The 21645-nt window shown below is 72.9% G+C and carries 18 protein-coding genes; 5 read left to right on the top strand and 13 right to left on the bottom strand.

Going from position 1 to position 21645, the window contains the following annotated elements; translation table 11 throughout:
- The first annotated feature begins 161 nt into the window (after positions 1–161).
- The gene (locus tag ACVW07_RS00715) at positions 162–1142 is read left to right on the top strand and encodes a magnesium transporter CorA family protein (RefSeq protein WP_456817378.1); all 981 of its coding nucleotides are present in this window, start codon (positions 162–164) and stop codon (positions 1140–1142) included.
- Between the two features lie 13 nt (positions 1143–1155).
- Here the strand turns inward: ACVW07_RS00715 and ACVW07_RS00710 are convergent, their stop codons facing one another.
- A complete protein-coding gene (locus ACVW07_RS00710) occupies positions 1156–1578 on the bottom strand; it encodes a transferase (protein WP_456817377.1) in 423 nt (140 codons plus the stop codon).
- Between the two features lie 72 nt (positions 1579–1650).
- A complete protein-coding gene (locus tag ACVW07_RS00705) occupies positions 1651–1869 on the bottom strand; it encodes a PspC domain-containing protein (protein ID WP_456817376.1) in 219 nt (72 codons plus the stop codon).
- Between the two features lie 287 nt (positions 1870–2156).
- Between ACVW07_RS00705 and ACVW07_RS00700 the strand changes: the two genes are divergently transcribed.
- Complete coding sequence (locus ACVW07_RS00700; RefSeq protein ID WP_456817375.1) at positions 2157–3440, top strand: APC family permease; 1284 nt, start codon at positions 2157–2159, stop codon at positions 3438–3440.
- A gap of 29 nt (positions 3441–3469) precedes the next feature.
- Positions 3470–4273: a phosphatase PAP2 family protein gene (locus ACVW07_RS00695; RefSeq protein WP_456817374.1), complete on the top strand. Its 804-nt coding sequence runs from the start codon at positions 3470–3472 to the stop codon at positions 4271–4273.
- Here the strand turns inward: ACVW07_RS00695 and ACVW07_RS00690 are convergent.
- The 5 genes from ACVW07_RS00690 to rlmC form a co-directional block, all read right to left on the bottom strand.
- Positions 4215–4592, bottom strand: a complete 378-nt coding sequence (locus ACVW07_RS00690; RefSeq protein ID WP_456817373.1) for a fluoride efflux transporter FluC — start codon at positions 4590–4592, stop codon at positions 4215–4217. The two genes, ACVW07_RS00695 and ACVW07_RS00690, sit on opposite strands and share 59 nt — an antisense overlap.
- Positions 4593–4605: 13 nt before the next feature.
- Positions 4606–5055 (bottom strand): fluoride efflux transporter FluC, encoded by a 450-nt coding sequence (locus tag ACVW07_RS00685; RefSeq protein WP_456817372.1) that lies wholly within the window; start codon positions 5053–5055, stop codon positions 4606–4608.
- Positions 5052–5579: a universal stress protein gene (locus tag ACVW07_RS00680; RefSeq protein ID WP_456817371.1), complete on the bottom strand. Its 528-nt coding sequence runs from the start codon at positions 5577–5579 to the stop codon at positions 5052–5054. The genes ACVW07_RS00685 and ACVW07_RS00680 overlap by 4 nt, the downstream gene beginning before the upstream one ends.
- Positions 5580–5779: 200 nt before the next feature.
- A complete protein-coding gene (locus tag ACVW07_RS00675; RefSeq protein WP_456817370.1) occupies positions 5780–6085 on the bottom strand; it encodes a DUF1905 domain-containing protein in 306 nt (101 codons plus the stop codon).
- On the bottom strand, positions 6082–7209 hold the full coding sequence (gene rlmC / locus ACVW07_RS00670) for a 23S rRNA (uracil(747)-C(5))-methyltransferase RlmC (protein WP_456817369.1): 1128 nt from the start codon (positions 7207–7209) through the stop codon (positions 6082–6084). Before rlmC ends, ACVW07_RS00675 begins: the two co-directional genes overlap by 4 nt.
- A gap of 81 nt (positions 7210–7290) precedes the next feature.
- Between rlmC and ACVW07_RS00665 the strand changes: the two genes are divergently transcribed.
- Together ACVW07_RS00665 and ACVW07_RS00660 are read left to right on the top strand one after the other, a co-directional pair.
- Entirely contained in the window at positions 7291–10158 is a 2868-nt protein-coding gene (locus tag ACVW07_RS00665; RefSeq protein ID WP_456817368.1) for an AAA family ATPase, read from the top strand.
- A gap of 109 nt (positions 10159–10267) precedes the next feature.
- Positions 10268–10744, top strand: coding sequence for a hypothetical protein (locus ACVW07_RS00660; RefSeq protein ID WP_456817367.1), 477 nt, complete (start codon positions 10268–10270; stop codon positions 10742–10744).
- Between the two features lie 166 nt (positions 10745–10910).
- Here the strand turns inward: ACVW07_RS00660 and pyk are convergent, their stop codons facing one another.
- The 6 genes from pyk to trpB form a co-directional block, all read right to left on the bottom strand.
- Positions 10911–12347, bottom strand: a complete 1437-nt coding sequence (gene pyk / locus ACVW07_RS00655; RefSeq protein ID WP_456817366.1) for a pyruvate kinase — start codon at positions 12345–12347, stop codon at positions 10911–10913.
- A gap of 98 nt (positions 12348–12445) precedes the next feature.
- Entirely contained in the window at positions 12446–13906 is a 1461-nt protein-coding gene (locus ACVW07_RS00650) for a glutamate synthase subunit beta (protein ID WP_456817365.1), read from the bottom strand.
- Entirely contained in the window at positions 13899–18473 is a 4575-nt protein-coding gene (gene gltB / locus ACVW07_RS00645) for a glutamate synthase large subunit (protein WP_456817364.1), read from the bottom strand. The genes ACVW07_RS00650 and gltB overlap by 8 nt, the downstream gene beginning before the upstream one ends.
- 159 nt (positions 18474–18632) lie before the next feature.
- Positions 18633–19511, bottom strand: a complete 879-nt coding sequence (lgt, locus tag ACVW07_RS00640; protein ID WP_456817363.1) for a prolipoprotein diacylglyceryl transferase — start codon at positions 19509–19511, stop codon at positions 18633–18635.
- Entirely contained in the window at positions 19508–20353 is an 846-nt protein-coding gene (gene trpA / locus ACVW07_RS00635; protein ID WP_456817362.1) for a tryptophan synthase subunit alpha, read from the bottom strand. Before trpA ends, lgt begins: the two co-directional genes overlap by 4 nt.
- Positions 20350–21630 (bottom strand): tryptophan synthase subunit beta, encoded by a 1281-nt coding sequence (gene trpB / locus ACVW07_RS00630; protein WP_456821002.1) that lies wholly within the window; start codon positions 21628–21630, stop codon positions 20350–20352. Before trpB ends, trpA begins: the two co-directional genes overlap by 4 nt.
- Positions 21631–21645 lie beyond the last annotated feature (15 nt).

Below are 21645 nucleotides of genomic sequence, written 5' to 3'. Positions count from 1 at the left end.
CGGTCGGCCTGCACCTGCGCGTGGAGCGACATCTCCACGCGGTCCTTGGACGTCCCAGGTCCAGGCGCAGTGCCAGGACGGGTGCCGCACGCCGGTGCGGCACCCGTCCTGCGTGTTCGGCGGCGCGGCAGCATGATGGCGCCAGGACAGGAGGCCGGCCGATGGACGTGCACCTCATCGACGAGCAGGGCGTGCGGGAGTGCGCGGTCGACCAGATCCCCGACCTCCTCGCCGCGCACCATGGCCTGCTCTGGGTCGACGTGCCCCACTGGGACACGCAGGCGGAGGACGTCCTCGGTCGGGTGCTCGGCCTGCACCCGCTGGCGCTGCGCGACTGTGCGGTCCGCAACCGGCTGCCCAAGGTCCACGCCTACCCGGACGTCCTGTTCCTCGTGCTGCACGCCCCGGAGCGCGGCGTGGGCGGACACATCCACCACGTGGAGCTCGACCGGTTCGTCGGTCCGCGGTACCTCGTCACGGTGCACGGGCCGGCCAACTCCGCGGTCCCGGCCGACGTCCTGCTGCGCGACACGCGGGAGGTCCTGGAGCGGATCCGCTCCGGGCGGCTGCACCCGCGCACGTCGTTCGACATCTCGCACGCGATCGTCTCGACGATCACCCGGCGGATGGAACGGTTCGTCGAGACGCTCACCGAAGAGGTCTGGGACCTGGAGCAGCGCGTGACCGCCGACTCCTACCACGACCCCGAGAAGTTCCTCGACGAGATGTTCCGCACCCGGCACGGCCTGCTGTCGGTGAAGACGATCGCGGCCCAGACGGCGCAGATCTACCGCCGGGTCGGCACGCTCGCCCGGGTACCCGAGGAGAGCCGGCACCTGGTGGGTGACCTGGTCGACCAGTTCGACCGCATCGCGGGCCTGGCCGGCGAGGAGAAGGAGTACCTGCAGGGCGTCATCGAGTTCTACCGGACCCGGACGGACACGAAGATGACGATCGCGGCGGAGCGCCTGGCGGTGATCGCCGTCGTCACCCTGCCGATCACCGCCCTCGCGTCGGTGCTCGGGATGAACCTCATCGTGAACCGGCACACCTCGGCGCTGCCGCTCACGGCCGCCCTGGCCGTCATGCTCGCGATGTCCTGCACGCTGCTGTGGTGGGCCCGCCGTCAGGGCTGGTGGTAGCCCGGCCCGGTGCTCACGCGGCGTCCTCCGCGCGGGCGGCACGACGGTGCGGGCCGCGCACCATGGCGCCGTCGCGCACCACCGTGTCCGAGCCGACGTTCGCCCCGGACTCGACTACCACCGCCGCCCCCACCTTCGCGCGGCTGCCGATCCGTGCGTGGTCGCCGACCCACGTGCCGGGGCCCAGGTGGACGTTCCCACCCACCCGCACGCCGACCCCGACGCACACGTCGCAGTCCACCCAGCTGCCCTCGCCGACGGTGCTGTGCCGCCCGACACGGGCCCCTGCCTCGACGTAGGCCGTCGGGGCGATCGCCGCGTCCGGGTCGACGACCGCGGCCGGCGACACGAGCCCGCCGCCGTTCGGGTGCCGGTCGTAGCGCACCACGCGCCCGGCGTCGTCCTCGAACTCGACCCGTCCTGCCTTCCTCGCCATGCCACCCTCTTCCTTGGAACCGTTCTCAGGTGACACAACAGCATCTGCCCCCTGCAGATTCCGGCCGGGCCGCTACCCCCGGGAGTCGCTCGGCATCAGGATCCAGAGCAGCGGGTACACGAGGAGCTGGCTCCCCGGGACGATCATCAGCACCAGCACGAACAGCAGGCGCGCCGTCCACGGCGACAGGCCGAACCGCCGACCCAGCCCGGCGCACACGCCCGCCACCACCCGTCCCCGCGCCGGTCGGGACAGTCCGCCCCGCGCCATGCCCTCGTGGATCTCGCCCATCGTCCGTCTCCTCGCTGTCGCTCTCGGGCCCGACGTCGATCACCGACCCGTCGGGTCCACGATGCCCCTGCCGCACGCAGAACGACATCGGGGATCTCCCGGGAGCAGCCCTGGGACCGCCCTGAGCGACCCCCGAGACGGCACCGGCACGGCGGCACCGGCACGGCAGCGCCGGCGCGACCGGACGCCGGCACGTGGTCGTGCACACCTGCTCCACCCGCCATGATCGGAGGCGTGCACTCCCACCTCGATCCCCTGCTCCCGCGCGCCACCGACCCGACCCGCTCGTGACGTCCCCCCACCCGCCCGCCGCGCTGGGCCGCCGCCTGGGTCTGACCGACGCGGTCGTCGTCGGGCTCACCGCCATGCTCGGCGCCGGGGTGTTCGGCGCCCTTGGACCCGCTGCCGCCTCGGGCGGCTCGGGCCTGCTGGTGGGCCTCGCGCTCGCTGCCGTCGTCGCCCTCTGCAACGCGACCTCGTCCGCACGGCTCGCCGCGGTGCACCCCGAGTCCGGTGGCACGTACGTGTACGCGCGCCACCGGCTCGGTGCGTTCTGGGGATACCTCGCCGGCTGGTCGTTCGTGGTCGGCAAGACGGCGAGCTGCGCGGCGATGGCACTCACGTTCGCGGCCTACGCGGCGCCGCACCACACCCGGCTCGTCGCGGCCCTGGCCGTCGTCGCGCTCACGGCTGTCAGCTACCGCGGCGTCGAACGGTCCGCCCGGGTCGGCCGGGTCGTCGTCGTGCTCACGCTGGCGACCCTGACGGTCGTGGTGGTCGCAGCGCTCGGCGGCGGGACCGCGAGCCCCGAGCACCTGCAGCCGTTCCCCGGCGCCGACGTGCGGGGCATCCTCCAGTCGGCCGGCCTGCTGTTCTTCGCCTTCGCAGGTTACGCGCGCATCGCCACGCTCGGGGAGGAGGTGCACGAACCGGCCCGCACGATCCCCCGGGCCGTCGCCGTCGCGCTCGGCACCGTCCTCGTCGTGTACGCGGTCGTCGCCGTGACCGCGCTGCTCGCCGTCGGCGCGGACCGGCTCGCCATGAGCACCGCCCCGCTGCGCACCGTCGTCGAGGCAGGCTCGTGGGCGCGGCTCGCACCGGTGGTCCAGGTCGGGGCCGCCGTCGCGTCCCTGGGTGCTCTCCTCGGGCTGGGTCTCGGCGTCTCCCGGACCGCCCTGGCCATGGCGCGCGACAGGCACCTGCCCGGCAGCCTCGCCGCCGTCCACCCACGGTTCGGGAGCCCGCACCGGGCCGAGCTCGCCGTCGCTGCCGCGGTGGTGGTGCTGGTCCTGACGGTGGACCTGCGTGGTGCGATCGGCTTCTCGTCGTTCCTCGTCCTCACGTACTACGCGCTCGCGAACGCGTCGGCCCTGCGGATGCGACCCGACGAGCGCCGCCCGCCACGCTGGGTGCCTGTCCTCGGGGTTCTCGGATGCGCGACCCTGGCCCTCACGGTGCCGCCGTCGGCCGTGGCGGGCGGGATCGCGGTGCTGCTGGTGGGCGCGGGCGTGTGGTCGCTCCGGTCGAGACGCCGGGCGCCGGCCGCTCAGGATCGGCCGACCGGAACCTAGCCGTGCAGGGTTCCCACTAGGGTGTCCGCGTGAGCCGACAGGCGGACCGCCAGCTCGCCGGTACTGCTGGGCCCAGGGGGCCGGCCGGGCACGTCGAGCTGCTCGTGCTCGTGGCCTGCTTCGCCGCCTTCACGTATCTCCACGGCGCAGTCGCCCACGACTTCTCGTCGGCGACGGCCGACGCCGGCGCCGTCCTGTCCGTGGAACGCACCCTCCACCTGGACGTCGAGCTCGCCATGAACGCCTGGCTCTCCCGTCACAGCGCGCTGAGCACGGTGGCGGTCTACGTCTACCGCTCGTACTACCTCGTGGTCGCCGGGGTGCTGGCGTGGGTCCACGTCCGGCACGCCGCGGCCTACCTGCCGGTGCGCCGGGCCCTGGTCGCGATGTTCTTCCTCGTCCTGCCGGTCTACTGGGCCGTGCCCCTGTCGCCGCCCCGGTTCGCCCTGGCCGGCACCGTCGACGTCGTCGCCGAGCGCGACCCGCGCGGGAGCCACGCACTGCCGGCGGGTGCGGACGGCCAGAGCTACACGGCGATGCCCAGCATGCACGTCGGGCTCTCCGCCTGGTGCGCCTGGGCCGTGTGGTCCGTGCTCCGCGACTCGCACCCGAGGCTCGCACTCCTGCCGTGGCTCTTCCCGCTCACCATGACGGCCGTCGTGCTGACCACGGCCAACCACTACGTGCTCGACGTCGTCGGGAGCGCGGTGCTCCTCGTCACCTCCGTCGCCGCGGCGACGGTCTGGGGTCAGCACGTCGGTCCACGCTCCGAGCTCAGCGCGGCAGCAGCACCGTCGCCAGCGCGACGCCCGCAGCGGCTGCAGCGACGGTGACGACGAGCGATCCGCCGGCATTCACCACCGCCCGGCGGTAGGCACCCGCCTGGGCGAGGCGGACGGTCTCGACCATGGCCGTCGAGAAGGTCGTGTACCCACCACAGAAGCCGGTTCCCGCGACCGTGAGCACCGTCGGGCTGATCGCCCCCGTCGCCAGCGCGCCGCCGAGAAAGCCCAGCAGCAGCGACCCGCTCGTGTTGACGACGATCGTCCCGACCGGCAACCGGCTCGACCAGCGCCCGCGGAACCACCCGTCGATGACGAACCGGGTCGCGGCCCCCGCACCGCCGAGCACGGCCATGAGCAGCACCGTCATTCGCCCGTCCTCGTCATGTGCCGGCCCCCGTCGCCCGTGACCGCCGCAGCCGGGCGCCCAGCAGCACGCCGAGAGTGCACGCGACGAAGCCGAGGACCACGCTGCCCACGCCGTAGGCGACGCCGAGGCCCACATCGCCTCCGGCACCGAGCTGCTGCACCTCGAACGCGAGTCCTGACCACGTGGTGAAACCCCCGAGCGCACCGGTACCGACGCCGAGCCGCACCACCCGGCGGCGGCCGTTCTCCGCGCCCGCGCGCACGAGCACCTCGAGGAGCATCCCGAGCAGGAACGCACCGAGCAGGTTCTCGACGAGCGTCGCCACCGGGATGCCGTCGCTCGCGGGGATCGACCGGCTGACGCCGTACCTGGCCAGCGTGCCGACCACACCGCCGGCGGCCACCAGGAGGACGAGCCGCGGGTCGGTGTGGTGCGGGTCGGTGTGGTGCGGCCGGCCGGTCATCGGGCGGTCCCGTGCTGCGCGGGGACCACCAGGACCGGGCGGTCCTGGGTGTGCGCGAGGTGGCCGGCCACGGATCCGCCGACGACCTCGGCCATCCATCCTCCGAGCCCCGGACGTCGCGTGCCGACGGCGATCAGCGGGGCGTCGTGCGCCTCGGCCGCCGCGTGCAGCCCGCGGGCGGTCTCGCCGGTCACGTACTCGAAGCGCCACGAGATCCCGGCATGGACGAGCAGCGCGCTGACGTGCGCGAACAGGAGAGCCTCGGCCGGGCTGCCGTCGAGGTCGTCGTCGACGTCGTCGTCCCGGTCGGGATCCATCGGCGTCGTGTCGAGGGTGCCGTCGGGCTCCCGCCCGACTGTCACCTGCGACGGGTCGACCCACACGCACACGAGTCCGGTGCCCAGCGCCCGGGCGATCCCGGCCGCCTGCACGACGACTGTCCGGTCCTGGTCGGGATGCACGCCCACCACGACCGGGTGCAGCGGCACGGGTCCCGACCACGGCCGCGGTCGCGTCCGGCTCATCGTCGCCTCCTCGGTCCACCGAACGGCTCGCTCCGCCGGGCAGCAGGCCCGGTCCGACCTGGAGGCCGCCGGGAGCTGTCACCACGGCGACTGTACGGCTGGCGGGTGCCACGTGGCAGCGGCGCCCACGGCGGACGGGGCGCGGCGCGCACGGGCGGACGGGGCGCAGCGCGGCGCGCACGGGCGGACCGGGCGGCCGGTCAGGCGTCGAGCAGCTCCAGGTGCACCCCGACCCTGTCGCCGGCCTCGACCCGCTCCGCGACCCGCACCGCCTTCTTCACCGGCAGCACGAACGTGCCCGCCTTGTCGTCCGGGAAGATCGAGGTCGTCCAGACCGAGCTCCCCACCTGCACACGCACCCGCAACGAGCCGAACCCGCGGGTGACGCCGGCGCCACGCTCGAGCACCTCGTCAGCGACGTCGGGTGGCAGCCTGACGAACGTCCAGGTGTCCGTGCGCCGGGCGGTCCACACCCACAGCTCGGCCGTGAAGTCGTACGCGGTCATGCGGCGCGCTCCAGCAGCGCGACGACCTCGTAGTGCGTGGTCTGCGGGAACATGTCCAGCAGCCGGGCCCGGCGCGGGCGCAGGGAGGGCATCGCCGCCAGGTCCCGGGCGAGCGACGCCGCGTTGCAGCTGGAGTAGACGACCTGCCCCACCGAGGAGTGCTCCAGCCACCGGGCCAGCGTGTCGCCGATGCCGCGCCGCGGGGGGTTCACGATCACGAGGTCCGGTTCGTGGGTGGCCTCGACGGCGAACGCCGTGGCGTCGCCCACCTGGAACGCCACCCGGGACAGGCCGGCCTCACGGCCGCTCGTCTCGGCGCTGGTGACCGCCTCGGCGCTCGTCTCGACGCCTGTCACGTGGCGCGACCCGTCGGCGCAGTGCAGCGCGAAGCCCCCGACACCGCAGTACAGGTCCCACACCGACGACGGCCCCAGCTCGTCGACCCAGTCCCGCGCCTGCCGGTACAGGGCGGCCGCGACCCCGGTGTTCGTCTGGAAGAAGCTCTGAGGCCGCACGTGCAGGTCGATGCCGTTGAGCCGCATGCGCAGCGTGTCCTGCGAGGTGAGCACGATCTCGCGCTCCCCCTCGAGCACCGCCTTGTGCTCCGGCTGCAGGTTCACGGACACGACGCGCAGCAGCGGCAGCGCCTCCCGCAGCGCGGGCAGGTGCTTGCGAAGACGCGTCACCGCCTCCTGCGACCGCAGCACGAACCGGACCATGAGCTCGCCGTCGGGCGACTGCGTGACCAGGAGGTACTTGAGCTCGCCGGTCCGTGCGCCGATGTCGTACGGCGCGACCGCCGCGCGGGTCACGAACTCCCCCAGGACCGGGAACGTGGCGCGCAGGCCTGGCGGGTACAGGCCGCAGTCCCGCAGGTCGACGCCGAGGCCGTGCGCGTCGACGATCCCGAGGGACGGCCGCTCGACGGTCCCTGTGACCACCATCTTCGCCTTGTTCCGGAACCCCGACTCGGCGCTCGTCACGGGAGCGGTCCACGACAGGTCGGGGCGGTCACCCAGCAGGTGCCGGCAGTGCTCCTGCTTGGTGGCCACCTGCACGGCGTAGGGCCGCCCCATCCACGAGCAGGAGCGGCATCGCTCCGCGTCGAAGTAGGAGCACCGCATGCCGGAAGTCTAGGTCGACGGTCCGACAGCCGGTGCCGTGCGCTCGTATCACCGCTCCGCCGCGCCGACTCCTCACTCACGATGACCGTCGCGACCTCCACCCGACCACCGTCGGCCCCGCCCGCCGGGGCTCCACCGACCCCGGCACTGCCCCGGGGCGCGATCACCGGACGGGACACGGAGCTGGCGCGCGTGGAGGAGCTCGTCGGCACGCTCGGCACCGGCGCCCGCTCGCTCGTGCTGGTCGGCGAGGCGGGGATCGGCAAGACGACCCTGTGGGCGCACGCGGTCGGGCGGTGCCGGTCGGTCGGTGCCCACGTGCTGGTCACGCGGCCTGCCGAGGAGGACCGGCACAACGCCGGCCAAGGCCTGCGGGACCTGCTCGACGACCTGCCCGAGGCCCGGTCCCGGCCCGACCGCCATCCCGACGTCCGGTCGGCGGCGGACCGCACCCATCACCTCCTGGCGGACGACCTGCCCGTCGTCGAACGGGCGCGCGCGATGCTCGACGTCCTCCGGGGCCTCGCCGAGGACCGGCCCGTCGTCGTCGCCGTCGACGACCTGCCGTGGCTCGACGACGTCACCTGGAAGGCGCTCCGGTTCTCGCTGCGTCGGCTCACGGACGCGCGGGTCGCGCTGCTCGCCACCGCCCGGACCTGGGCCCCCGACACGTTGGCGACCTCCGTGCCGGACGTCGGGCCCGGGGTGGACCTGCTGACCGTCGGCGGCCTGCCGTCCGCCGACCTGCGCCGCCTGGTCGTGGCCGCACTTCCCGGCACCAGCGGGCCGCTCGCGGTCCAGGTCGGGGACCTGGCACACGGCAACCCCTTCTTCGCCCTCGAGCTCGCCCGCGCCGCCCGGGAGCGCCGTGACCCCAGCACCCAGGAAGGCACGCCGCTGGCCGCGCTCGCGGCGCGCGTCCGGCGGCTGCCACCCGCGACGCTCCGCCTGGCTCGGCTCCTCGCGGTCGCCGGACCGTCGCCCGTGCCGCTCCTCGCCGCTGCCGGAGACATCGCGGACGTCGACCACGCGGTCCGTCCGGGTCTCGACTCCGAGGCGTTCGCCCTGGGCCCCGACTTCGTGCTGCGGTTCACCCATCCGCTCATCGCGACGGCGGTCCTCGCCGACACGAACGCCCTCGACGCCCGTGAGCTGCGGCGGGCGCTCGCGGACACCGTGAGCGACCCCGACGTCCGCGCGGTCCACCTCGCCAGGGCGGTCGTGACGCCGGACGCCTCGGTGGCCGCCGAGCTCGAGGTGGCGGCAGCGCGGGTCGCCCGCCGCGGCGCACCTCGGCTCGCCGCCGACCTGCTCGCCGACGCCGTCCGGCTGACCGACTCCGGCGACCTCGAGCCGCGCGTCCGCCGCACCCTGTCCCGGATGATGCAGTGTGCGACGGCGGGCGACCTGCCCGCGGCCCTGCGGCTCGCCGCGGCACTGCTCGACGAGCTCGGCCCCGGGCCGCTCCGCGCGCAGGTCGTGACCGGGCGGGTGGTGCTCGACTTCACCGGCGCCGAGGCGTTCCTGCGTGCCGCGCTCGACGACGTCCCGACCGACGGCCTGCCCGACCACGAGCTGCTGCGCGGCCGCCTTCTCGGCCTGCTCGGGTGGCTCCTCGGCATCCACCTCGGCCGGCCCCGCGAGGGCCTGCGCCACGCGTCCGAGGCGCTGGCGCTCGGGCGGGCCCACCACGACGACGTGCTCGTCGCTCAGGCCGCCGCGGCGGCCTCGACGACCTCGCTGCTGGTCGGCAGGCGCGCCGACGACCTCGTCGACGAGTCCGTCCGGCTCGGCTCCGAGGTGGTCCAGTCGCAGCTGGCACTGTGGCCCCGCGTGCTCCAGGGACGCCAGCAGCTGTGGGACGGCCGGTTGGCCGCCGCCCGCACCAACCTGGAGATGATGCACAGCAGCGCGGTGGCGAACGGCGCCGAGTTCCAGCGGTCGTACCGGCTGGCCGATCTGGGTCTCGCGGCGATCGCGTCGGGCGACCTCGACCTCGCCGCCCAGCGCACGAACGACGGGCTGGAGGCCGCGGACGACTGCTCCGACCAGCGGGCCGTCGCCTGGCTCGCCTACCCCGCCGGGCTCGTGGCGGCCCTGCGCGGCGACGAGCCGGCCGCCGAGTGGGCTGCCGAGCGGCTCGAGCACTGGGCCGCGCACGTCGGGGAACGCCCACGGGCTGCCATGGCCGGTCACGTCCGTGGGGTGCTCGCCGCCTCCCAGCAGCACTGGGCGGCGGCCCTCGACCACCTGCTCGATGCGCTCGCCGTCCTGGACGACCTCGGCCTCGCGCATCCCGGGGCCGTGCCCGTCCTTCCCCTCGCGGTGCAGATGGCGACGCTCGCGGGCGCGACGGACGAGGTCGGGCGCCTGCTCGGCCGCCTGCACGACCAGGCCTCCGGTCTCGGCGCCCCCTGGGTCGACAGCCAGCTGGTCGCCGCGCGCGGCCAGCTCGCGCTGCTGCGCGACGAGCCCGACGCACAGTCGACGCTCCGGGCGGCACGACAGTCGATGGCCTCGCTCGGATACCGCCTCGACGCAGCCCGTGTCGGCACGTTCGAGGTGGCGGCAGCCCTGCGTGCCGGACGCCGCACCTCGGTGCGTCCGGTCGCCGAGGATGCTCTCGCCACCTTCTCTCGAGAGCGCGTGCACGGCTGGCGATCCGTCGCCCAGGACCTGCTCGACCGGGTCCGCGGCGGGCCGGACGACGAGCTGACCGCGACCGAGCAGGAGGTCGCCGGCCTGGTCACGTCGGGGCTGCGCAACCGTGAGATCGCCGCTCAGCTGTTCGTCGGGGAGTCGACCGTGGAAGCGCATCTCACGCGCATCTACCGCAAGCTGGCCGTCCGCAACCGTGCCGAGCTGGCGAGCCGCGTCGGGCAGGCCGGACACCGTGACGCTGCGCGGAGCCACAGGGCAGCCCCCGCGATCCCCGAGGGGCAGCCGTAGGGCACCCCCTGGGGTTTCCCCGCTGCCGCGGCCCAGCCCTGGCGCCATACGTTCGGCGGCGTCGGACCGAGAGGCGGTCCACGCAGCAGCCCGAGGAGGAGGACCCATCATGGGAGTTCTGTCGGACCTGACCGACGCGGTCGAGGCCTATCCGCACGAGTACCTGACGCTGGACATCGTCCAGGTCGACCCGCCGGGAGTGGCGGTCAACGCCGGGGACGACGTGCTGTTCCGCATCCAGGTGGCCAACTCGGGCCCCCTCGACGCCGACGAGCTCAGCCTGCTCGTCGAAGGCCTGAACGGGACGGAGGTGAAGAGCAACGGGGCCGCCGCGCAGTGGGGTGACAGCTTCGAGATCTCCGGGACGTGGTTCGGCACGGTGCCCGCGCACTCCGCCGACAGCCCGGTGGTGAGCGGGGGCAACAAGTTCCACTTCAAGCCGTCGACCAGCTCGACGTCCGTCCGCGACCTGGTCCGGGTGTCCGTCCTGGCCTGGGAGACGGACTTCGGTCACATCACGTCGTCCCACAGCCGCGCGGACACCGAGGCGGAGGACACGTACAGCTCCACCGTCGCAGCGGCGTAGCACTGTCCTGCCGGCACCCGAGGCCCTCGTCCCCCACCGGGGCGAGGGCCTCGCTCCGCACCTCGGGACGGCTCGGCGGCCGGGACGCGCATCTCTGGCACGGCCCCTGACGCCGACGGGCCCCGGGACGTGTGTCCCAGGGCCCGTCGGTCGTGCGTACGGAACGTCAGGCGACGCGGCCGCCCGGGTTCTCCTCGTCGCCGATCTTGTGCACGACGATCGCGTTGGTCGAGCCGACCACGCCGACCGGCGTGCCGGCGACCACCACGACGTAGTCCCCGATCTCGGCAAGTCCGTTCGCCCGCAGCGTCGCGTCCACCTGGTTGACCATCTGGTCCGTGTTGTCGACCGACGGCACCTGGTAGGTGTTCACGCCCCAGCTCAGCGAGAGCACGTTGCGCACCTGCTGCTCCGGGGTGAACGCCAGCAGCGGGATCGCCGAGCGCAGACGCGACATCCGCCGCGCCGAGTCGCCGGACTGCGTGAACGTCACGAGGTACTTCACGCCGAGCGCCTCGCCGATCTCGGCGGCCGCCCGGGTGATGGCACCACCGCGGGTGTGCGGCGTCGAGCCGAGCGGCGCGATGCGCTCGCGACCGAGCTCCTCGGTGGCCTCGATGATCCGGGCCATCGTCCGGACCGTCTCGATCGGGTAGTCGCCGACGCTCGTCTCGCCCGACAGCATCACGGCGTCCGCACCGTCGAGCACCGCGTTGGCGCAGTCGGACGTCTCGGCGCGGGTCGGCCGGGGGTTCGTCGTCATCGACTCGAGCACCTGGGTGGCCACGATGACCGGCTTCGCGCTGCGGCGGGCCAGCTCGACGGCCCGCTTCTGCACGAGCGGGACCTGCTCGAGCGGGAGCTCCACACCGAGGTCCCCACGGGCGACCATGATGCCGTCGAACGCCGCGATGATCTCGGCGAGGTTCTCGACGGCCTGCGGCTTCTCGATCTTGGCGATGACCGGGACGACCCGGTTCTCCTCCTCCATGATCCGGCGCACGTCGTCGTAGTCGGCCGCGTTGCGGACGAACGACAGCGCGATGATGTCGGCGCCGATCTGGAGCGCCCAGCGCAGGTCGGCCTCGTCCTTGTCGCTCATCGCGGGGATCGACACCGCGACGCCCGGGAGGTTCAGGCCCTTGTTGTTCGACACGGGGCCCGGGACCTCGACGCGCGTGACGACGCGCGGTCCGTCGACGGCGGTGACGCGCACCAGCACCTTGCCGTCGTCGATGAGGATCGGGTCGCCCGGCTTGACGTCGCCCGGGAGGCCCTTGAACGTCGTGGAGGCCAGCTCCTTGGTGCCCTCGACGTCCTCTGTCGTGATCGTGAACACGTCACCGACCGCGAGGTCGTGCTTGCCGTCCACGAACCGCCCGAGGCGGATCTTCGGACCCTGCAGGTCCACGAGCACGGCGACGGAACGCCCGGAAGCCTTCGCGGCCGCGCGCACGTTGTCGTACACCTTCTTGTGCGCCTCGGTGTCTCCGTGGCTCCGGTTGATCCGGGCGACGTCCATCCCGGCGTCCACGAGGGCCTGAAGCTGTTCGGCGGACTCCGTGGCGGGGCCGATGGTGCAGACGATCTTTGCTCTACGCATGGGACGAGCCTATGCCTTCCTGGTGTACGTGATCGGACCAACGTCCCGGTCCGACCCCCAGGGCCGGCCGGTGGGGCGACGAAGGTCCGGGGTGGGTCTCAGGGCCGCATCGCCACGGTGGACGCGGTGACCGGGGAGGGCAGCTCGGTGCTGCCCGAGAGATAGGTGTCGACCGCCGCGGCCGCTGCCCGGCCCTCGGCGATCGCCCACACGATGAGCGACTGGCCGCGACCGGCGTCACCGGCGACGAAGACCCCGGGCACGGTGGTCGCGAAGTCGTCGCCGCGCGTGACGAGACCCCGCGCGGTCAGCTCGACGCCGAGCTGCTCCGTCAGAGGGTCGGTCTCGGGACCGGTGAACCCCATCGCGACCAGCACGAGGTCGGCCGGGATCTCCCGTTCCGTACCCGGCGTGGGCACGCGGCGTCCGTCAGACAGGTACTCCGTCGTCGCGAGCCGCAGCCGCTCGACGTGCCCCTCACCGAGGAACTCGACCGTCGACGCGAGGTAGTCGCGCTCACCGCCCTCCTCGTGCGACGAGGAGACCTCGAACAGGATCGGGTCGGTGGGCCACGGCTGGTGCACGGGCCGCTCCTCGGGCGGGCGCTTGCCGATCGCCAGCGTCGTGACGGACGCCGCGCCCTGTCGCAGCGCGGTGCCGAGGCAGTCCGAGCCGGTGTCCCCGCCGCCGATGATGATGACGTGCTTGCCGGTGGCGGTGATCTGGTCCTCGACCGACCTGCCGGCCGCGACCGCGTTGGCCTGGTGCAGGAACTCCATGGCGACGTGCACGCCGCCCAGCTCCTTGCCGGGGACCCGCAGCTCGCGCGGGACCGTCGCGCCGGTGGCGATGACGATCGCGTCGTAGCGCGCCTGCAGCTGCGCCCAGGTGACGTCGCGGCCGATCTCGACTCCCGGGCGGAACCGGGTGCCCTCGGCCTCCATCTGCGCCAGGCGGCGGTCGATGTGGATCTTCTCCAGCTTGAAGTCGGGCACGCCGTAGCGCATCAGACCGCCGATGGCGTCGTCACGCTCGTACACCGCGACCGTGTGGCCGGCCCGGGTGAGCTGCTGGGCGGCGGCGAGACCGGCCGGTCCCGAACCGACGACAGCGACCGTGTGGCCGGTGAGCCGCTGCGGCACCTGCGGGGTGACGTAGCCGCGCTCGTAGGCCTCGTCGATGATCGAGACCTCGATGTTCTTGATCGTCACCGCGGGCTGGTTGATGCCGAGCACACAGCTCGACTCGCACGGCGCCGGGCAGATCCGACCGGTGAACTCCGGGAAGTTGTTCGTCGCGTGCAGGCGGTCGATCGCGTCCGACCACTGCCCGCGCCACACCAGGTCGTTCCAGTCGGGGATGAGGTTCCCGAGCGGGCAGCCGTTGTGGCAGAACGGGATACCGCAGTCCATGCAGCGACCGGCCTGCTCCTTGAGGAACGGCTGGCCCTCCTCCAGGTGGGCGTGCACGTCCTTCCAGTCGCGCAGACGCACCTCGACGGGGCGGTTGGCCGGGAGCTCGCGCTCCCGGACCTTCAGGAAGCCGCGGGGGTCAGCCACGGGCCACCTCCAGGATCTGGTCCCACACGCCGGGCGCCGCCGGGTCGAGGCCGTCGGCCTCGGCCTGGGCGAGCGCGCGACGGACGCGGGCGTACTCGGTCGGAAGGAGTCGCGTGAACCGCGCCCGGGTGGTCGCGAAGTCGTCCAGCAGCTGCGCGGCGACGGGCGAGCCCGTCTCCTCGTGGTGCGCGTGCAGGAGCCGTTCGACGAGCGCGGCGTCCTCGTCGTCGAGGGGGTCGAGGGACAGCTCGCGGGTGCGGACGGCCTCGATGTTGACGAGCGCGGGCACGAGGTCGAGCACGTACGCCGTGCCGCCGGACATGCCGGCTCCGAAGTTGCGCCCCGTGGGCCCGAGCACGAGCACGGTGCCGCCGGTCATGTACTCGCAGCCGTGGTCGCCCACGCCCTCGACGACCAGGGTGGCGCCGGAGTTCCGCACGCCGAACCTCTCGCCGACGAGCCCGCGCAGGAAGATCTGTCCGGTGGTCGCGCCGTAGCCGATGACGTTGCCCGCCACGACGTTGATCTCGCTCTGCAGCACCGCGTTCCGGTCCGGCCGGATCACGACTCGACCGCCCGACAGACCCTTGCCGACGTAGTCGTTCGCGTCACCGAACAACCGCAGCGTGATGCCGCGGGGCAGGAACGCACCGAACGACTGGCCCGCCGACCCGGTGAGGGTGACGTCGATCGTGTCGTCCGGCAGGCCCGCGCCGCCGAAGCGCTTGGTGACCTCGTGACCGAGCATCGTGCCGACCGTGCGGTTGACGTTGCGCACCGGCAGCGCGACCCGCACCGGCTCGCTGCGCTCGAGGGCGTCCTGGGCCAGCGCGATGAGCTGGTTGTCGAGGGCCCGGTGCAGACCGTGGTCCTGGTCCTGCGTGTGGAACAGCGACGAGCCGGGGACCGGCTCCGGGACGGCGAGCACCGGCCCGAGGTCCAGGCCCTCGGCCTTCCAGTGGTCGATCGCCGCCCGGGTGTCGAGCAGCTCGACGTGGCCGACGGCCTCCTCGATGCTGCGGAAGCCGAGCGCCGCGAGGTGCTCGCGGACCTCCTGCGCGATGAACTCCATGAACGTGACGACGAACTCGGGCTTGCCGGTGAAGCGGGCACGCAGCTCCGGGTTCTGTGTCGCGACGCCCACCGGGCAGGTGTCGAGGTGGCAGACGCGCATCATGATGCAGCCCGAGACCACCAGCGGTGCCGTCGCGAAGCCGAACTCCTCGGCGCCGAGCAGCGCGCCGATGATCACGTCCCGCCCCGTCTTGAGCTGACCGTCGACCTGCACCACGACCCGGTCGCGCAGGTTGTTCAGCACGAGCGTCTGCTGGGTCTCGGCCAGGCCGATCTCCCACGGCGTGCCCGCGTGCTTGAGCGACGTCAAGGGGCTAGCACCCGTCCCGCCGTCGTGGCCGGAGATGAGCACGACGTCGGAGTGCGCCTTCGCGACACCCGCGGCGATGGTCCCGACGCCGAACTCGCTGACGAGCTTGGTGTGGATCCGGGCCCGCGGGTTCGCGTTCTTCGCGTCGTGGATCAGCTGCGCCAGGTCCTCGATCGAGTAGATGTCGTGGTGCGGCGGCGGCGAGATCAGCCCGACGCCCGGCGTGGAGTGCCGGGTCTTCGCGACCCACGGGTACACCTTGTGCCCGGGCAGCTGACCGCCCTCACCGGGCTTGGCGCCCTGCGCGAGCTTGATCTGGATGTCGTCGGCGTTCGTCAGGTACTCGCTGGTCACGCCGAAGCGGCCGGACGCGATCTGCTTGATGGCCGAGCGGCGCGCGGGGTCGTGCAGCCGGTCCGGGTCCTCGCCGCCCTCGCCGGTGTTCGACTTGGCGCCGATGCTGTTCATCGCCACGGCGAGCGTCTCGTGCGCCTCCGCCGAGATGGACCCGTAGGACATGGCCCCGGTGTTGAAACGCTTGACGATCTCGCTGACCGGCTCGACCTCGTCGAGCGGCACGGGCTCGCGCACGCCTTCCTTGAACGCCAGCAGGCCGCGCAGCGTCATGAGCCGTGACGACTGCTCGTCCACCCGGTTCGTGTACTGCCGGAAGATGTCCATCTGGCGCGTCCGGGTGGAGTGCTGCAGGCGGAACACCGTCTCGGGGTCGAACAGGTGGTCCTCCCCGTCGCGACGCCACTGGTACTCGCCGCCGACGGCCAGCCGCTGGTGGGCGAGCCGGTTGCCGCTCGCCGGGTAGGCGTCCGCGTGACGGGCCGCGACCTCGGCGGCGATGACGTCGAGCCCGATGCCGCCCAGGCGGCTCGTGGTACCCGTGAAGTACCGGTCGACGAGGGCGTGCGACAGGCCGATCGCCTCGAACACCTGCGCTCCGCGGTACGACGCGATGGTCGAGATCCCCATCTTCGACATCACCTTGAGGACGCCCTTGCCGAGCCCCTTGATCAGGTTCGCGACGGCCTTCTGCGGGCCGACGCCCGGCAGGTAGCCGTTGCGCGCGAGATCCTCGACGGTCTCCATCGCGAGGTACGGGTTCACCGCGGCAGCGCCGTAGCCGATCAGGAGCGCGACGTGGTGCACCTCACGGACGTCACCGGCCTCGACGACGAGCGAGATCTGCGTGCGGGTGTGCCGGCGCAGCGTGTGGTGGTGCACCGCGGACAGCAGCAGCAGCGACGGGATCGGCGCCAGGTCGGCGTCGGAGTTCCGGTCGGACAGGACCAGGAAGCTCACGCCGTCGGCCACCGCCGCGTCGACCTCCGCGAAGATCTCCTCGAGCCGCTGCTCGAGCGCCTCGCCACCGCCGGCCGCACGGTACAGCCCACGGATCGTCGTCGCCCGGAAGCCGAGCGCAGGCTCCTTCTGGACGTGCACGATCTTCGCGAGCTGGTCGTTGTCGATGACCGGGAACGGCAGGACCAGCTTGCGCGCGTGGCCCGGCCCGTCCTCCAGCAGGTTCGGCTCCGGGCCGATCGCCCCGCCGATGGCCGTGACGAGCTCCTCGCGGATCGCGTCCAGCGGCGGGTTGGTGACCTGCGCGAACATCTGCGTGAAGTAGTCGAAGAGCAGGCGCGGGCGGCTGGACAGGACCGCGACCGGGGTGTCCGAGCCCATCGCCCCGAGCGGCTCGGCGGCGTTGGCGGCCATCGGGCTGAGCAGGATCTTGAGCTCCTCCTCGGTGTACCCGAACGCGCGCTGACGGCGACGGACCGACGCGGCGGAGTGCGCCACGTGCTCACGGTCGGGCAGCTGCTCCAGGTAGACGGAGTTGTCGCGCACCCACTCGGCGTACGGCCGCTGGGCGGCGAGCTGGGCCTTGATCTCCTGGTCCTCGATGATCCGGCCCTTGCCGGTGTCGACCAGGAACATGCGACCGGGCTCCAGACGGCCCTTCGCGACGACGGTCGCGGGGTCGATGTCGAGCACGCCGGCCTCCGAGGCGCACACCACGAGGCCGTCCTCCGTGACCCAGAAGCGCCCGGGCCGCAGCCCGTTGCGGTCCTGCACCGAGCCGACGAGCGTGCCGTCCGTGAACGTCATCGCCGCCGGGCCGTCCCACGGCTCCATCAGCGTGGAGTGGTACTCGTAGAACGAGCGGCGCGCGGGGTCCATCTGGGCGTGGTTCTCCCACGCCTCCGGGATCATCATCATCACCGCGTGCGGCAGCGAGCGGCCCGACAGGTGCAGCAGCTCGAGCACCTCGTCGAAGCTGCCCGAGTCCGAGCCGCCGGGCGTACAGACGGGGAGCAGCGGGGCCAGGTCGCCCAGCGCCTCGCTGGACAGCGTGCCCTCGCGGGCTGCCATCCAGTTCCGGTTGCCGCGGACCGTGTTGATCTCGCCGTTGTGGGCGACCATCCGGAACGGCTGCGCGAGCGGCCACGACGGGAACGTGTTCGTCGAGAAGCGCGAGTGCACGAGCGCGATCTCGCTCGCGTAGCGCGGGTCGGACAGGTCCGCGAAGAAGGGCTCGAGCTGCCCCGTGGTGAGCATGCCCTTGTACGCGATGGTCCGCGCCGACAGGGAGGCGAAGTACACGCCGAGCTCGCGCTCGGTCCGCTTGCGCAGACGGTACGCCCGGCGGTCGAGGTCGAGACCCGACAGCTCTCGCGACGGGTCCGCGACGACGAGCTGCCGGAACACGGGCATCGAGGCGCGCGCGGTCGGTCCGACGAGGTCGGCCGTCACCGTGACCTCGCGCCATGCGAGCACGTCGAGCTTCTCCTCCGCCGCGATCGACTCGATCGCGGCGACGACCGTGCGCTGCTCGGTCTCGTCGACGGGCAGGAACGCCATGCCGATCGCGTAGAAGCCGGCCGGCGGGAGCTCGGCGTCCACGACGTCCCTGAAGAACGCGTCGGGGATCTGCGTCAGGATGCCCGCCCCGTCGCCGCTGTCCTCCTCGGCGCCGACCGCGCCGCGATGGTCCAGGTTGAGCAGGGCCGTGAGCCCGGCATCGACGATGTCACGGCCGGGCGTGCCCCGGAGGGTGGCGACGAACGCGAAACCGCATGCGTCGTGCTCGGCGGACGGGTCGTAGAGACCCTGACTCACCGGGGCTGCCGGCGCGAAGGATGCGCCGGGGCTCACGGGCGACGTCGACATCAGCACCGTCCTCACGGACCCCGGAGGCCCGGGGCATAGCACGAACATGGGGAACGCGCGGGACGTCGTCGGCCCAGACGTGTGGGCGACGATACAACCCGGAATCCTCCGGGACCGCATCGCCGCTGTGGTGAGGTGGCTCGTCAGGTTGGCTCGCGGTCAGCGAGCGGGCTCCGACGTGCTCTCCTCGTCGTCCTGCGTGCGGGGGGGTTCTCGCAGGAGTGTCGTGTCTCGCCCAGGTTGCCGGCGTCCGACCACCACGAACGCTACCAGCGCGCCGAGGCCCACGATGATGGACGTCCAGACGTTGAGGCGCAGGCCCAGGATGTGGTGTGCCGTGTCGATCCGCAGCAGCTCGATCCACAGCCGGCCGGTCGTGTAGACGACCACGTAGAGCCAGAACACCCGCCCGTGGCCGAGCCGGTAGCGCCGGTCGAGCCAGATCAGGAGGGCGGCACCGGCGAGGTTCCAGACGATCTCGTACAGGAACGCGGGGTGGAACAGGGTGCCGGGGTCGTAGCCGGGCGGCAGGTGCGCGTCGTCGATCCGCAGACCCCACGGCAGGCTCGTGGGACCACCGAACAGCTCCTGGTTGAACCAGTTGCCGAGACGGCCGATCGCCTGCGCCACGAGCAGGCCCGGGGCGAGCGCGTCCGCGAACGGGGCGAGAAGGACGCCGTGACGGCGGCACCCGATCCACGCGCCGACCGCGCCGAGCGCGACGGCGCCCCAGATGCCGAGGCCGCCCTCCCAGATGGCGAGGGCACGCAACGGCTCGCCACCCGCGCCGAAGTACGCGTCCGGAGACGTGATGACGTGGTAGATCCGCCCACCGAGGATGCCGAAGGGCACCGCCCAGAACGCGATCTCGAGGACGGTGTCGGCGTCGCCGCCACGCTCCACCCACCGGCGCCGGGTCATCCACAACGCCACGAGGATGCCGAGCAGGATCGCGAACGCGTACGCCCTGATCGGAAACGGCCCCAGGTGCCAGACGCCCTGGGACGGGCTCGGGATCGACGTGGCCAGCGATCTCACCGGGCGACCCGGGCGGACGAGGCGACCCCCGCCGCCAGGTCGGCCGTCAGCCGGGCCAGCGCGTCGAGGCCGGCCGCCGGGGTGCCCGCGTCCTGTGCGTCGAGCAGCGTCCGGACGAGCGCCGAACCGACGATGACGCCGTCGGCGTACGCGCCGACCTGCGCCGCCTGCTCCGGACGGGAGACGCCCAGCCCGACGCACACGTGGTCCGCGCCCGCCGCCCGCGTGTGTGCGACCAGCTCCTCGGCCCGCGAGCCGACGGTCGACCGTTCGCCCGTGACGCCCATCGTCGACGCGGCGTACACGAACCCGCGCGACGCCGCTGCCGTCGAGGCCAGCCGCTCCGCGGTCGAGCTCGGCGCGACGAGGAACACCCGGTCGAGGCCGTACGCGTCGGCGGCCGCCATCCACTCGCCCGCCTCGTCCGGTATGAGGTCCGGGGTGATCAACCCTGCGCCACCCGCCGCGGCGAGGTCACGGGCGAACGCCTCGACGCCGTAGCGCAGCACGAGGTTCCAGTACGTCATGACGAGCACCGGCGCACCACGACCGGCGACCTTCTCCACGGCCTCGACCGTGTCGCGCACGCGTGCACCACCGAGCAACGCGGCGTCGGCCGCCCGCTGGATCACCGGCCCGTCCATCACGGGGTCGGTGTACGGGACACCGAGCTCGACGACGTCGACGCCGGCGTCGATCATGGTCCGCACGGCCTCGACCGACCCGGCCACGCTCGGGTACCCGACCGGCAGGTAGCCGATGAGCGCGGCGCGGCCCTCGTCGGCACGGAGCGCGTCCAGCCGCTCCCCGACCTGGGACCGGATCCCGACGCTCCCCGTCACAGCTGCTCCCCCTCGTCGGCCAGCACGACAGGCTCGTCCTCGATCAGGCCGAACCACGCGGCGGCGGTCGCCACGTCCTTGTCGCCGCGACCCGACAGGTTCACGAGCAGGACGGGGTCGTGGCCGTCGTCACCGCGCCACGTCGACGCCTCGCGGCCGATCTGCATCGCGCCCGCCAGGGCGTGCGCCGACTCGATGGCCGGGATGATGCCCTCCGTGCGGCACAGGAGGCGGAACGCCTCCATCGCCTCGACGTCCGTCACCGGCCGGTAGTCCGCGCGACCGATGTCGTGCAGCCATGCGTGCTCCGGCCCCACGCTCGGGTAGTCGAGGCCCGCCGACACCGAGTGGCTCGGCAGCGTCTGGCCGTCCTCGTCCTGCAGCAGGTACGACTTCGCGCCGTGCAGCACACCGGGCGCACCACCACGGAACCGGGCCGAGTGCCGGCCGGACTCGATGCCCTCTCCCCCGGCCTCGAAGCCGAACAGACGGACGTCGGGGTCGTCGAGGAACGCGTTGAAGATGCCCATCGCGTTGGACCCTCCCCCGACGCACGCCGCGACCGCGTCGGGCAGCCGGCCGATCTCCTCGAGCAGCTGGGCGCGCGCCTCCTCGCCGATGACCCGGTGGAAGTCCCGGACCATCTCCGGGAACGGGTGCGGGCCGGTGACGGTGCCGAGCAGGTAGTGGGTCGTCTCGACGTTCGCCACCCAGTCGCGCAGGGCCTCGTTGATGGCGTCCTTGAGCGTGCGGGTGCCGATCGTCACGGGGACGACCTTCGCGCCGAGGAGCTCCATCCGGGCGACGTTGAGCGCCTGACGGCGAGTGTCCTCCTCGCCCATGTAGATCGTGCACTCGAGGTCCATGAGCGCCGCGGCAGTGGCCGTCGCGACGCCGTGCTGACCGGCACCCGTCTCCGCGATGACGCGCGTCTTGCCCATGCGCTTCACGAGGAGCGCCTGCCCGAGCACGTTGTTGATCTTGTGCGAACCGGTGTGGTTGAGGTCCTCGCGCTTGAGGAACACGCGCACGCCCTCACCGACGTGGCGCGCGAACCGCGGGACCTCCGTCAGCGGGCTGGGCCGCCCGGTGTACGTGCGGTGCAGCCGTGCGAGCTCCTTGCCGAACGCGGGGTCGGTGAGCGCCTTGTGGTACTCGGTGTCGATCTCGTCCAGCGCCGCGATCAGCGCCTCCGGGACGAACCTGCCGCCGAAGTCACCGAAGTAGGGGCCCAGGTGCGCCGCCAGCGGGCCGCCGCCGGAGCGGATGTCCCGCATGCCAGGGACGCCGGG

It is taken from the genome of Cellulomonas sp. URHB0016 (assembly GCF_054057935.1).
Note: the sequence above shows the minus strand (reverse complement) of the source record. Positions and strands in the feature narration are given on the sequence as shown.

Bases quoted from the DNA above. Each gene is read 5' to 3' on its own strand.
- ACVW07_RS00680 (WP_456817371.1), bottom strand. From the start codon at position 5,579: ATGAGCCGGACGCGACCGCGGCCGTGGTCGGGACCCGTGCCGCTGCAC.
- ACVW07_RS00690 (WP_456817373.1), bottom strand. From the start codon at position 4,592: ATGACGGTGCTGCTCATGGCCGTGCTCGGCGGTGCGGGGGCCGCGACC.
- ACVW07_RS00705 (WP_456817376.1), bottom strand. From the start codon at position 1,869: ATGGGCGAGATCCACGAGGGCATGGCGCGGGGCGGACTGTCCCGACCG.
- gltB (WP_456817364.1), bottom strand. From the start codon at position 18,473: ATGTCGACGTCGCCCGTGAGCCCCGGCGCATCCTTCGCGCCGGCAGCC.
- ACVW07_RS00715 (WP_456817378.1), top strand. From the start codon at position 162: ATGGACGTGCACCTCATCGACGAGCAGGGCGTGCGGGAGTGCGCGGTC.
- ACVW07_RS00710 (WP_456817377.1), bottom strand. From the start codon at position 1,578: ATGGCGAGGAAGGCAGGACGGGTCGAGTTCGAGGACGACGCCGGGCGC.
- pyk (WP_456817366.1), bottom strand. From the start codon at position 12,347: ATGCGTAGAGCAAAGATCGTCTGCACCATCGGCCCCGCCACGGAGTCC.
- ACVW07_RS00685 (WP_456817372.1), bottom strand. From the start codon at position 5,055: ATGACCGGCCGGCCGCACCACACCGACCCGCACCACACCGACCCGCGG.
- ACVW07_RS00675 (WP_456817370.1), bottom strand. From the start codon at position 6,085: ATGACCGCGTACGACTTCACGGCCGAGCTGTGGGTGTGGACCGCCCGG.
- ACVW07_RS00660 (WP_456817367.1), top strand. From the start codon at position 10,268: ATGGGAGTTCTGTCGGACCTGACCGACGCGGTCGAGGCCTATCCGCAC.
- ACVW07_RS00665 (WP_456817368.1), top strand. From the start codon at position 7,291: ATGACCGTCGCGACCTCCACCCGACCACCGTCGGCCCCGCCCGCCGGG.
- trpB (WP_456821002.1), bottom strand. From the start codon at position 21,630: ATGCGGGACATCCGCTCCGGCGGCGGCCCGCTGGCGGCGCACCTGGGC.
- rlmC (WP_456817369.1), bottom strand. From the start codon at position 7,209: ATGCGGTGCTCCTACTTCGACGCGGAGCGATGCCGCTCCTGCTCGTGG.